The 12,523-nt window shown below is 57.6% G+C and carries 9 protein-coding genes and 1 tRNA gene; 8 read left to right on the forward strand and 2 right to left on the reverse strand.

The features are described 5' to 3' along the window. The first annotated feature begins 299 nt into the window (after window positions 1-299). The 8 genes from HMPREF0733_RS02275 to HMPREF0733_RS02310 all read left to right on the forward strand — a co-directional run bounded on the left by HMPREF0733_RS02275 (window position 300) and on the right by HMPREF0733_RS02310 (window position 10,530). Complete coding sequence (locus HMPREF0733_RS02275) at window positions 300-2,450, forward strand: transglycosylase domain-containing protein (protein ID WP_013397769.1); 2,151 nt, start codon at window positions 300-302, stop codon at window positions 2,448-2,450. 26 nt (window positions 2,451-2,476) lie between these two features. After that, a complete protein-coding gene (locus HMPREF0733_RS02280; protein ID WP_013397770.1) occupies window positions 2,477-3,457 on the forward strand; it encodes a metallophosphoesterase in 981 nt (326 codons plus the stop codon). 150 nt (window positions 3,458-3,607) lie between these two features. Continuing rightward, window positions 3,608-4,306 (forward strand): GNAT family N-acetyltransferase, encoded by a 699-nt coding sequence (locus tag HMPREF0733_RS02285; protein ID WP_013397771.1) that lies wholly within the window; start codon window positions 3,608-3,610, stop codon window positions 4,304-4,306. Between the two features lie 90 nt (window positions 4,307-4,396). Further along, entirely contained in the window at window positions 4,397-4,945 is a 549-nt protein-coding gene (locus tag HMPREF0733_RS02290; protein WP_013397772.1) for an NAD(P)H-dependent oxidoreductase, read from the forward strand. A gap of 276 nt (window positions 4,946-5,221) precedes the next feature. Continuing rightward, the gene (locus tag HMPREF0733_RS02295; RefSeq protein ID WP_013397773.1) at window positions 5,222-7,339 is read left to right on the forward strand and encodes an ABC transporter transmembrane domain-containing protein; all 2,118 of its coding nucleotides are present in this window, start codon (window positions 5,222-5,224) and stop codon (window positions 7,337-7,339) included. Next, on the forward strand, window positions 7,339-9,213 hold the full coding sequence (locus tag HMPREF0733_RS02300) for an ABC transporter ATP-binding protein (RefSeq protein WP_013397774.1): 1,875 nt from the start codon (window positions 7,339-7,341) through the stop codon (window positions 9,211-9,213). The genes HMPREF0733_RS02295 and HMPREF0733_RS02300 overlap by 1 nt, the downstream gene beginning before the upstream one ends. Before the next feature lie 183 nt (window positions 9,214-9,396). After that, on the forward strand, window positions 9,397-10,215 hold the full coding sequence (locus tag HMPREF0733_RS02305; RefSeq protein WP_244864790.1) for an S-layer homology domain-containing protein: 819 nt from the start codon (window positions 9,397-9,399) through the stop codon (window positions 10,213-10,215). A gap of 238 nt (window positions 10,216-10,453) precedes the next feature. Further along, window positions 10,454-10,530 (forward strand) — tRNA-Pro (locus tag HMPREF0733_RS02310). Window positions 10,531-10,614: 84 nt separating this feature from the next. On the opposite strand, the gene HMPREF0733_RS02315 is transcribed toward HMPREF0733_RS02310, so the two are convergent. Beyond that, window positions 10,615-11,100 (reverse strand): hypothetical protein, encoded by a 486-nt coding sequence (locus tag HMPREF0733_RS02315; RefSeq protein ID WP_013397776.1) that lies wholly within the window; start codon window positions 11,098-11,100, stop codon window positions 10,615-10,617. An 89-nt stretch (window positions 11,101-11,189) separates the two neighbouring features. Continuing rightward, entirely contained in the window at window positions 11,190-12,263 is a 1,074-nt protein-coding gene (locus HMPREF0733_RS02320) for a DUF418 domain-containing protein (RefSeq protein ID WP_013397777.1), read from the reverse strand. Window positions 12,264-12,523: the final 260 nt, after the last annotated feature.

Raw genomic sequence — 12,523 nt, forward strand, 5'->3', positions numbered from 1 at the left:
CCCCGGCTCGAACAAGGCTATTGCGCTCTATTGCAGGTTCAACGCTCTAGGCGTAACAAAGGGGCAGAACGTGACGCCGAACGGTCACCTCGTGCACCGGGTACGCCGGTCAGCCCCGCACAGAGTACATAACCCGCGAGATACCGCGGATTTTCGGGGCATAGACGCGGTGTTTTCACGATACAACCAAGGATGCGCATCCGGCGCGTTGCCCGCGAAGACGGGAAACCGGCAAGTTAAACCTAGAGTTTAACCCTTTTGAGGGATGCGTTCTCAGGTGTATCCGCTAAACTGAATGAATGGCTTCACGAAAAAAATCGCGCGCGCAACGGCGTCGCCCCAGTGACTTTTTGCAGTTTGTGGCGTTCAGTATCATTGCCGGGTTCTTGGTAGCAATTATCGTGGTACCCCCGGCGGTAGGTGTTGGCATGGTCGCTAATGCCTCAATGGCGTGGTTCCAGGATCTTCCGGAAGATATTTCAGAAGGTCCTTTCTCACGCCCATCGACCCTGTACGCCTCTGATGGTAAGACCGAGCTTGCGACCTTCTTCGAGGAAAACCGCACAGAGGTTAAGCTCGATCAGATGTCACCGCATATGCGTAATGCCATTATCTCGGTGGAAGACCGCGACTTCTACAACCACGGCGCCGTATCAGCTATCGGCATTGGTCGTGCGTTCGCGAATAACTTCCTGAACCCGAAGAAGCGCCAGGGTGCATCGACACTCACGCAGCAGTACGTGAACAACCTGATCGTTGATTCCGATGTGCAGCGCGGCGCAGACCCCACAACCCTGGGCGGGAATAAAGGGTATCTCGATAAGATCAAAGAGATGAAGCTCGCTATCTCGATGGAGCAGAACAAGTCTAAAGACGAGATTCTTGAGGGCTATCTGAACATCGTGAACTTGGGCGGCACCAACTACGGTGTTGAGGCGGCGGCCCAATACTACTGGGGTATTTCCGCGAAGGATCTTTCGGTAGCCCAATCGGCCCTTCTCGCGGGTCTGGTGCAGTCACCGAACACCTATGACCCAACAACCCACCCCGATCTGGCGCGTGAACGCCGCGATGTGGTGCTTGGCACCATGCTTCGTGACGGTAAGATTTCACAGCAAGAATACGATGAAGCCATTGCATCGCCTATTAAGCTCAATGTTCATCCGCCTGAGAAGGGCTGCTCTGTTGCGGGCGAAAGCTCATTCTTCTGTAACTACGTGGTGAACTATGTTGCGCTCGACGAATCTTTCGGGGCAACTCCCGAGGAACGTTTGAACCTGCTCAACCGCGGCGGTTTTAAGCTTGTGAGTACCCTAAACCCCGAAGCGCAGAAGATCGCTAAACAGTCTGTGGAGGCTGTTCAGCCTGGTTCCACCAACACCAACAACGTGAACGCCGCTTTGACCAGTGTGGAGCCTGGCAGCGGTCGCGTGGTGGCGATGGCTCAGAACGCCGAATGGGGTAAACCCAAGGATGCGAATGACCACTCGCAAACCCAGTTCAACTTCAACGTAGATTCGCTCTATGGCGGCACCCCCGGATTCCAGCCGGGCTCAACCTTCAAGCCCGTGGTGCTGTCCCAGTGGATTAACTCTGGTCGAGGTGTGAACGCCCAAATCGATGGTACGGCCCTATCCTACCCAAGCAACTTTGGGTGGAACGCCCGCTGTGTGGAGGGCGGTAAGTACTACTACCGCGACTCCGCTAACGGCTGGTCCTTCAAGAACGCAGTTCAGGGATACCAGAGCTGGGGTACGGTTGCCTACGGTATTCGCGTTTCGGCTAACTCCTACCTGTATTCGATGGTCAGTAAGCTCGACCTCTGCGATATCAGCGATATGGCGAATAAGCTGCACCTGCACGACGGTCTGGGTCAGCAGCTGTACGATCCGGGTCTGCTCAGTGCCAACATTGGTGGTACCAGGTACGGTGCTACCCCGCTGACCATGGCGAGCGCATACGCAACTTTCGCGAGCGAAGGTAAGTACTGTGAGCCGCGCCCACTTGAGAAGATTACTAAGAGTGACGGTTCGCCCATGAAGACTTACGAGTCTAAGTGTGAACAGGCGATCAGCCCGGATATTGCTAACGGTGTGAGCTACGTGCTCAAGGGCGTGCTTGCCTCCGGAGGTTCAGCGCCTAAGCGCGCTATCGGTCTGCCGGATGCTTCCGCTGCGAAGACCGGTACGAACGATAACTCCTCGCAGACCTGGATGGTCGGTTACACCCGCGGCCTGGCAACTGCTTCGTGGGTGGGCAGTAACGACTTGGGTTACCGCTCGATGAACGGTATTGCGATTAACGGTCGCGTGCTGGAGTACGTGGACGGTGCGACCTATGCGGGTGCCCAGTGGCAGCAGTTCATGCAGGCCATGGCACCGAAGTACAACACCGAGAAGTTTACTGAGCCCCCGGCATCGGTGACGTCAACAAACGTCAACGGTAACTAAAAGGGTGTACTGAAGAAAGGCACACGATGTGTGAGAACGCATCCGGTGCCCGCGCATCCGTGGCGGCTTCTGAAGCGGCACGTGGTTCGCACTTCACACAGGGTATGGTGAAGTTTGCGGCTGCAGGGCTTGCTTTGGGAGCCGCCACGGCGGCGTATGGGCGATTCGTCGAATTAAATAATTTTCAGGTGCGCGAGGAAACTCTCGCGGTGCTTCCAGTGGGGTCGCCAAACTTTAGGATTCTACATATTTCGGATATGCATATGATTCCGGGGCAGCGGGCGAAGACTGAGTTCATGCATTCGCTGGCGGGATTGAACCCGGATTTGGTGGTGAATACGGGCGATAACCTCTCGCATGTGGGTGGGCTTGACCCTCTCTTGGAGGCACTTGACCCTCTCCTGGATTTTCCGGGGGTTTTCGTGCCTGGCTCGAACTGCTATTTTGCCCCGGTGCTGAAAAATCCTGCACGGTATCTGTGGCAGGCGCGCACGCCTCAGGAGATTGAGGAAGGGTCGCGTATGCCGCTTCCGATTGAGCGTATGCATAACGCTTTTGAGTCGCGAGGATGGACGGGGCTTATTAACCGGTACGACGGCATCACGCTGAGCAGGCTGCGCCTGGAATTTTCGGGGGTGGATGATCCGCATCTGCGTTACGATGCGCATCCAGGGTTCTCACCGCAAGCGTTTGAGCCTTCGGACGTGCCGAGTATTCGTGTGGGCGTTGCCCATGCACCGTATATGCGCACTCTGCACAGATTTGTGCAGGATGGTGCCGAACTTATTCTTGCCGGTCACACGCACGGCGGGCAGGTATGTCTGCCGGGCGGTCGGGCTCTCGTGAGTAACTGCGATTTGCCGCCTTCGCGTGCGAAGGGTGTGAGCTATCAGGGCAATGTTCCGGTGCAGGTTTCGGCGGGGCTGGGGACCTCACGGTTCGCGCCGGTGCGCCTCTTCTGTCCCCCGGAGGCGGTGCTCGTCACCCTCACGGCAAAGGACGGGTAGGTTTTCTTCCCCTTTATATTCCGCGAGCAGGTGGTTTTTGGCCAAGCAGGTAGTATTTTCTTACCTGCTCGGTCAAATGCTACCTGCTCGCGTGTAGAGTAAATACCGGAAGGCACTCTTCCCTACTACTGCAATGCATTGGAAAGGCCCATGCGATATAACGACTACCAGCAACCTATCGGCGATGCCCTGCCCGACTACCGCGCGGGCGATACTCCCAGCATTGACTCTCTACAAGGGCGCTACTGCCGCCTCGAAAAACTTGATGCAGAACGCCACGGCAACGACCTGTACGAGGTCTACGGCCCTGAAGCTCCCGAACAGAGTTTTACCTATTTATCCTTGAACCCTGTTGCTGACCGAGCAGAGTTAGAGACCCTCCTCAAGCGCATGGAGGAATCCACGGATCCTTACTATCTGGCTGTGATAGATCAGGATGGGCGTGCGGTTGGCACTTTAGCGCTCATGCGCATCAACCCCGCCCACCGTGTTATTGAGGTGGGCAGCGTGACGTATGGCGAACGTCTAAAACGCACTCGCGCCGCCACGGAGGTGCAGTACCTTCTGGCGCAATACGTGTTTGAGACGCTGCGCTATCGCCGCTACGAGTGGAAATGCGATGCGCTGAATGAGCCTTCACGCCGCGCAGCCGAGCGTCTGGGCTTCACCTATGAGGGAACGTTCCGCCAAGCCGTCGTATATAAAGGCCGCAACCGCGATACGGCGTGGTATTCAATGCTAGATACTGAGTGGGAGCAGCGTAAACACCGGTTGCTGCAATGGCTGGATCCGAAGAATTTTGATGCGCACGGTCAGCAGCGCACCTCCTTGCGAGACATCGCTTTATAGCCGTTAGCCGAAAGGGTCCTCTGAGGTATTGTCAGAGCCAAACGGCATAGATACCATGGTATTTTCTCAAGTCGAACGGAAAGGAATACCATGAAAACCCTTGTGATTGTCACGCATCCTAGTATCCATGATTCTATGGTCAGCAAAACCTGGGTTCACATGCTGCGCCAGCATCCAGATCGGTTTACCGTGCATGAGCTGTACAGCGAGTACCCCGACGGCGTGATTGATGTAGAGCGCGAGCAGGCTCTCGTGGAAGAGCACCAGAACATTGTGCTTCAGTTCCCGGTGTACTGGTTTAACTGCCCACCGCTTCTGAAACAGTGGTGCGACGAGGTGCTGACATACGGGTGGGCCTATGGCTCAAAGGGTAAGGCATTCGAGAATAAGAAACTCGGCATTGCCGTCTCGCTGGGCGCTCCCGCCCCAGAGTACAGTGCGGAAGGTTCCGTCGGGTATACCGTCGCCGAAACCCTGCGCCCTTTCGAGCTGACGGCCAACTATATCAGCGCCGATTATCAGCCTCTCTTCGCGTTCCACACCATCGACACCTATGAGAGCTACGATGAAGCCGCCGCCCAGCAGGTGGCAGACAGCGCGGACGATTACCTGGCGCATCTGAACACCTATTACGCCTAGGCTATGGCCGTGAGCCTCTCGTAAGCAGATAAAAGCGCGGGTTAGGGAAGGGGAAACGTTAAGCTCACCGATAAGAACGGGACGCTCAGCGCAGAACCGCAGCGGGTGCATCCGGAGTGCCCCTCTATAATTAAGAGCACTAACGCTCACGTCATGCAGAAACGTTGAACCGCATCTAAGCAGGAGGAATCGAGCACGACCCGCACACACGCCCTTGGCACTTCTCGACGACGCAATCCCTTCCTGGAAACCGCCCCGGAGCCTATTCCCGCGCCCGTGAATTACGATGCGGGCGAGCGCGCGCCCCTCAAATTCCTGCCGTATATTGCCCCGATTCGGTGGCGCTGGGCTATCGGCATGCTGGTCGCTATTGGCGCGGCGATTCTCGAAATTTCTATTCCGCAGATGCTTCGGTTCATTGTCGATGAGCTTGTGCAGAATACAACCGAGGCGGGCGTCTGGATTGGCGGCGGACTAGTACTTTTGATTGGTGTGGGGAACGCATCGTTGGCGTATTGGCGGCGGTGGCTGATCGTGGATCCTACCTCCACGCTTGAAATCCGCATGCGCATGAACTTTTTTGACCGGATTTTGCGGGCGCCGCTGAGCGTTCTTGACCGGTGGTCTTCCGGGCAGCTGCTCACCCGTTCCATGAGCGATTTGAGCACGATTCGCCGGTGGCTTTCGTTTGCGCTGGTGCAGATGACCTCGGTTGTGGTCATGTTCGTAACGGGCGGGTATTTTATGGTGACCGCATCCGCCCCGCTTGCGGTTATTTTTGTAGTGGCCATTCCGGTGCTGGTGCTGTCATTCATCAGCTATGTGCGCAAATATGAGGCTTATACCCGCGAGATTCAGCGGCTCACCAGCGATCTTTCGACCCGCATTGAGGAGTCTGTGCGCGGTATTCGGGTGGTGAAAGCGCTGGGTCGCTCCCCCGAGCAGATTACCGAGTACACCCGCGATGCCGAACATTTGAATGAGGTGGAGCATCGCCGTGCCATGTTGGTGGCGCGCGTGGGATTTTATCAGCGCGTGATTGTGGGGGCGGTGACGATGCTCGCCCTACTGGTGGGCGCGCCGCAGGTGGCATCGGGTAGTCTTTCTTTGGGTGCGATGACTGCCTATTTTGCGGTGCTGACGGTGGTGTTGGGGCATGTGCTCCGTTCGACCGCACTGATGGCATCGTATTTGAATTACCGGGTGGCGTTTGAGCGTCACGTTGAGGTGATGGCGGACCCCGGCGATGAACAGGTACGACTAGTTGAGGAGGAGACCGTGGCCTATCCTTCGGGTGGCGCAATTTCTGTGGCGTGTGAGGCGGTGAGCTTTAGCTATGCCGAGCAGGCGAGCGCCGTAGATGCCACCGATTCTGATGCGGAGGCACGCGCGCACGAAGATTCCGCTGAGAATCAAGCGCGCACGGCTGATGTTTCTGAGGAGCATTCCGGGCAGGATGAGGCTTCAACGGATCACGCCGAGCAGAGCGGTTTGGGCGGTTTTCTGGCGAAGATTCTAGGTTTCGCCAAAGACTCGCAGGATCACCAGGACAGTGCCGGTTCCGCGCAGGAGGCAGACCCCGATCCTGCGGCGTTCCCGGAGTTACAGGCTGATATGCAGGAGCCAAGCCCCGAGCCTACAGAGCAGGAACGCGAGTTTGCGCGTGCGCAGCAGAAGGCTGCAACCTCCAAAACTCCGTCGGTACTTCACGATATTACGTTTAAGGCTTTTGCAGGCGAGATTTTGGCGCTCGTGGGGGCTACCGGCAGCGGAAAATCGACAATTCTCAACCTGATTCCGCGGTTCTATGAGCCCTCGTCAGGAAAGATTCTGCTGGGCGGTCGCGATGCCGCCGATATGCCGCTGCCCGAGGTACGCGCGCAAATGGCCTCTGTTTTTGAGGAAGCCGTGCTGTTCTCGGGGTCGGTGCGTGAGAATATCCTGTTAGGGGTGCACGATCTTAGCTCTTCTGAGGAGGCGGATCAGCGTGTGCGCGCCGCCCTCACGATCGCAGCCTGCGATTTCGTGGACGACCTTCCCGAAGGGGTCAATACCATTATTGGCGAAGAGGGGCTGAGCCTCTCGGGCGGTCAGCGGCAGCGGCTTTCTTTGGCGCGTGCCCTGGCGGTTCGCCCGAGCGTGCTGCTGCTTGATGATCCGTTCTCGGCGCTGGACGTTCATACGGAAGAGAAGATTATTGAGGCGCTGCGCACCGGGCACGAAGGACTGGGCGGGGCTACCACCTTGCTGACTGCACATCGTCCTTCAACGGTGGCGCTTGCCGACCGGGTGCTGCTGCTGGAGGATGGCCGTATTACCGCCCAAGGCACCCACACCGAGCTTATGAAGCTGCCACAGTACCGCCGCCTGATGAGTTTGCAGGACGAGGATTAATGCCCACGCGTCTCGTGCCGAATTCTGACGAACGCACGAACCTGACCCCCGAAGAACGGCGGCAGGCTCGGGAACGTTCGTATCGTCTACTGCGCGAGATTTTGCGCCCGCATCGGCTGTCCCTGGCGATTTCGGTAGCGGCGGTAATACTCGGGGCGATCGCATCCGCCGTGCAGCCCTGGCTGATTGCGCGCGTGCTCGATACCGCGATTGAACCGCTCACCCGCGGCGACAGCGCCCCGCTTATATTCTTCGTAGTGCTTTTTGGGGCGACCGTGCTCGCTAACGGCACCCTGACCTGGGTGAATGTGGTGTATACGGTGAAGGTTTCGCTGGGTGTGCTGTTGAGCCTGCGCACGCGCGTGTTCCAGCATTCGCAGTCGCTGAGCGTCTCGTTCCACGAGTCATATACGTCGGGCCGCGTAATTTCGCGGCTGACAAGCGATATTGATACGATCCGCACCTTCTTAGACAGCGGTATCAGTCAGCTTGCCACAACCCTGCTGGGGATTGCGTTCTCGGTAATCGCCATTTTCCTGTTGGACTGGCGCATCGGGCTGCTTCTGGTGGCTATGACGATCCCCATCTGGCTGATAACCCGCTGGTTCCGCACCCGCTCAGAGACCGCATTCCGTGCCATGCGTAACGAATCTGCCCAGCTGACAAGCCGTTTTGTTGAAACCTACACCGGTATTCGAGCCATCAAGGGTTTCGGCGCAGAGGCGGATGCGCGCGCATCGTACGCCCGCAACGCCGAACGGTACCGGGTTGCGGTCATGGATTCCATCAAGCTCTTCGGCATCTACTCCCCCGTGCTGATTCTGCTGGGCAATATTTTTGTGGCGGCGGCGCTTGTGATTGGTGGGTATGCGGTACTCGGCGGCACCATGCAGGTGGGCACCCTGCTTGCGCTCATTATTTATGCGAACCGGGTGTTTGAGCCGATTATGACGCTCTCCGAGTTTTATAACGTACTCCAGTCGGCGTTTTCGGCGTTGGAGAAGGTTTCCGGGTTCTTAGCCGAGAAACCGCAGATTCAAGACCCGCAGCATCCGGTAAGCCTGCCGCAGTCCCCCGCCACGCCGGTGGGCACCGAGAGTTCGGTAGAGGCAGCCCCGCTGGGTGAGATCGTTCTTGAGGATGCCGCATTCGGTTACACTGCGGGTCAGCACGCGCTCATGCCTACGTCGCTGAGGATTGCACCGGGGCAGACGGTGGCGCTTGTGGGTGAAACCGGTGCCGGGAAGTCTACGATTGCCAAATTATTTGCCCGTTTCTATGACGTTGATACCGGCAGGGTGCTTCTCGATGGCGTGGATGTGCGTTCCCTGACCGATCAGGAGCTGCGCCGAAACGTCGTTATGCTCACCCAGGAAGTCTTTCTGTTCTCAACCTCGATTGCCGAGAATATTCGTTTGGGCAACCCGCAGGCGACCGACGACCAGGTGCGCCGGGCGGCGCAGGCTGTCGGCGCGGATGAGTTTATTCAGACCCTCCCGCAGGGGTACGGCACAATGCTCGGGCGCGGCGGTGTGAACCTATCAACCGGGCAGCGGCAGCTTGTGTCTTTTGCCCGCGTTTTCTTGGCAAATCCGCGGGTACTGATTTTGGATGAGGCTACCGCATCCTTGGATATTCCCAGCGAGCGTGCGGTGCAGCGTGCGCTGAATGCCCTGTTGGCGGGGCGTACCGCCGTGGTGATTGCGCATCGTCTTTCGACCGTGCTGAGTGCGGACCGGGTGCTGGTTGTTTCTGCGGGGTCTATTGTTGAGGATGGTTCACCGCAGGAGCTGATTGCCGCCGGTGGCGAGTTTGCCGCAATGTACACCTCGTGGGAGGATGCGCGGCAGGATTCAAGCTCCCCCAGCACATAAACTCTTATGTGCACGTTTACCTATTGTGATACGTGCATGAGAGCCCTAAACGTCATAGTTCTTAGCTGTAACCGCCTGAGTAGACACGGCAAAGTTTTTTGTGGATGATAAAGGTGTCTTGCCGCTTCGTAGAGCGTGCAGATACTCATTCACTTAAACCCTTATAACCTCATGGAGGAAAATATGTCACGCAATGATGCGAGGAAGTTTCTGGCTCAGGGCACCGCTTCTGCACTCACTCTTGCTCTTGGTCTGACCTTTGCCGCTCAGCCTGCTTTTGCGGAAACTGCGAAGGCGGCGGATCCTGCGCCGAGCGCATCCGCAGCCCCCAGCGCACCGGCAGCTGCTACGAACCCCGGGCTCTCGGTAGACCCGACCCCTGCGGCACCTGTAGTCGCACCGGCTCCGAGTGACGGCCCGTCTCCGGAGGCTCCCGCACCCGCGCCGAGCGAAAAGCCAGCGGCGGTGGTCTTCAAGGATGTTCCCCAGACCCATATGTTCTATCAGGAGATCACCTGGCTGGGAGAGACCGGTATTTCGATGGGTTGGCCCGATGGCACTTTCCGCCCGTCCCAGAATATTGAGCGCGCCGCAATTGCCGCATACTTCTACCGTATGGCTGGCTCACCCGATGTTGTTCTGCCCAAGCAGTCGCCGTTCACCGACGTTGCTCCGAGCGATCCCTTCTACAAGGAGATCGTGTGGATGCACCAGCAGCACATCACGACCGGCTGGTCGGATGGCACCTTCCGCCCGCACGATTCCGTTACTCGTGAGGCTCTGGCGGCGTTCTTCTACCGTGCCGCTAATATGAACGACGATGCGGCACCGGCTCAGGATCCCTTTACGGATGTGACCTCGGCGAACCCGTTCTACCGCGAAATCGCGTGGTTTAAGGCTCAGAAGATCACAACCGGCTGGCCCGACGGCACTTTCCGCCCGCATGAGCCTGTTACTCGTGAAGCGACTGCCGCATTTGTGTTCCGCTTCGCCAAAATTTAGGCGAGTAATCTTGTACAGCCGCTGCGGGAAACGTTAAGCGTTTCTCTCCGGTGTTGCGTGTGCTTCCACGTCTATGCTGTGTCACGCAGGATGTGGAAGCACACGCACAAGACACCGTGCTTACTCCCCTGGAAACTCAGGGTTTACAGGTTTTTGAGAGGGCTTATTCGTGTTGCTTTCCCCGGGTTCTTCGGCTATTATTGATGAGTTGCCTGCGGGTTGTCCGACAGGTTAACACCGGGATGTGGCGCAGCTTGGTAGCGCGCGTCGTTCGGGACGACGAGGTCGCAGGTTCAAATCCTGTCATCCCGACCAACCCTAAACCCCCTGAGAGTAATCTTCAGGGGGTTTGCTGTATATACCTTCTGCTCGGATCACCCACTGGGCCGAGTCGAAAGTCTAAATATCCAATGTACGCAGCAGTTCGCGCGGCGGAATCACGCCGTCCTCAATGTAGGCGCGGAAGATAGACGCCGCCTGCTCACCCGTGAAAACCTCTTCAGGGTGCACCTGAACGGGCATACGGTTACCAACCCATGTGATGGCTGTCCACGCATCGGGGTCGGTCACAGGTTTGCGGGCCACCGTGTACTGTTCGTACGAACCATCTTCGGCAGTCACCCTAATTTCCACCGTCATCGCACGCGTGGAACCGGCACACTGTATATAGTTGCCGTGCGCCACCGAATCCTGGGGAACGTCATCAACATGGTTCACGCCTTCAGGCAGAGCCCACACCACCAGGGCGAAGCGTTTGTCACCCTCCAAAAAGTCGGGATCAGTGAGGCGCTGCTCGGTATCGTCGGCGAAAGACTGCGGAGTCTGGGGGACATCGAATCCGTTATATTCAGTCTTCCCCACCACCCTGTACGCAAAGTACGTCACGGACTTATTCCTCTCTCACGTGTTCTTCAGTAGGCACCAGAGTATCGAAGAGAAACCGTGCGTGCTAGCATATTCGTCACTTCGCCGGGCTAACCCCGCCCACTCATGAGGGCGAGCGCCATTTCGAGGGGGCCGCGCTGCTGAATTTTCTCCCACAGAGTGCACAGCATCATCGCCAGCACCCACCATACAAGCAAGAACCCGAACCAGAGCGCATAACTATAGACGCTCCCCTGCTGCGGGGCGCGATAACCTTCACCGGCGACCATCGTCACGAGCCGCCCGCCGCCGTAGAATGCCAGCCCCAGCATCACAATGGATGCGCTCAGCGACATTCGGCCCAGCCGCGCGAACGGTTCCAGCACGCCTTTTCCGGCGCTGAGCCGCGCAAATTCGCCCCAGGTGCAGATGGTTCCCGCCACTCCCACGATGGTGAGTATGATCGGCCACGTGAGCGGTCCCAGTTGGGCATGCGGATACACCCACAGGTAGATGCTCACGGCAAGAGAACCCAGCGCCACCGGTGTGCCCAGGCGTGCGCCGAGTTTTTCGTATCCTCGCCACAGCACCATGCCCAAGCCCATAAGCCAAATGAGTTTGAATCCATCCTGAAACATGGTTCCCGCGCTCTCGTTCACGATTGCTGGGATTGTGCGATGCAGCCAGTCGTCGGCAGTCCACCCGCCCACGCTCAGCCGCTCGTAAGTGAACGGCACGGCGGGGCTGGCGAGCACGGTCACGGCAAGCTGCACCCAAAACGGCATGTACACCAGCCCGATGCTCAGCAGGGTCAGCACAGCTAGGGGCAGAAGCATATCGAAACGGATGGGGAAGTCTTTCCACCCGGAAAAAGCCTGATCCGCAAAGGTGCTGTGTGGAAGTTGGGCGAGAATCCAGCCGAGCACGCAGAACGCCAGAAAACGCACGATGCTGCTCGCAAAAAACTGCGGAAAAGCCACCTTGCGAGAGTATAAATATGCAGCCGCTCCCAGAATTACGGTAAACAAGTTCAACGCCTGTGGAAGCACCTGTGAAAGCCAGCTCATATGTTTGCCGGGCACCAGATTAAGACTTACGCTCACAGGAATGAGCATGAGCAGAAGCGCAAAAGCGCGAGCGCTGTCTAACCCGGTATCTCGCCGGGTGTTGGTTTCCGGTAGCATGCATCTCCTGCTCGCTCGTGCCTGTGGTGGTGCATTCTACGGTACCGTGTTCTGCGGGCGGTTTCTAGCGGCGCCTGATGCTGTGATGGTTCGTGTTGAGGGTATGCCGCATCACGTGATGTCAAAATGTTTTGCCCCAGCTCAGGGCGCAGATGTGCAGGGTGGGTGCAAGATACCGGATTGTTGTGTGCGGATTATCCGCTAACTTCGGAACGTCATGTGATACCTTAGGCAGCTGGAGTAGATTTCCTCGCCCGCTG

Origin of the sequence: Rothia dentocariosa ATCC 17931 (genome assembly GCF_000164695.2) — a bacterium.
GTDB lineage: Bacteria > Actinomycetota > Actinomycetes > Actinomycetales > Micrococcaceae > Rothia > Rothia dentocariosa.

Bases quoted from the DNA above. Each gene is read 5' to 3' on its own strand.
- HMPREF0733_RS02320 (WP_013397777.1), bottom strand. From the start codon at position 12,263: ATGCTACCGGAAACCAACACCCGGCGAGATACCGGGTTAGACAGCGCT.
- HMPREF0733_RS02290 (WP_013397772.1), top strand. From the start codon at position 4,397: ATGAAAACCCTTGTGATTGTCACGCATCCTAGTATCCATGATTCTATG.
- HMPREF0733_RS02305 (WP_244864790.1), top strand. From the start codon at position 9,397: ATGTCACGCAATGATGCGAGGAAGTTTCTGGCTCAGGGCACCGCTTCT.
- HMPREF0733_RS02275 (WP_013397769.1), top strand. From the start codon at position 300: ATGGCTTCACGAAAAAAATCGCGCGCGCAACGGCGTCGCCCCAGTGAC.
- HMPREF0733_RS02285 (WP_013397771.1), top strand. From the start codon at position 3,608: ATGCGATATAACGACTACCAGCAACCTATCGGCGATGCCCTGCCCGAC.
- HMPREF0733_RS02280 (WP_013397770.1), top strand. From the start codon at position 2,477: ATGTGTGAGAACGCATCCGGTGCCCGCGCATCCGTGGCGGCTTCTGAA.
- HMPREF0733_RS02300 (WP_013397774.1), top strand. From the start codon at position 7,339: ATGCCCACGCGTCTCGTGCCGAATTCTGACGAACGCACGAACCTGACC.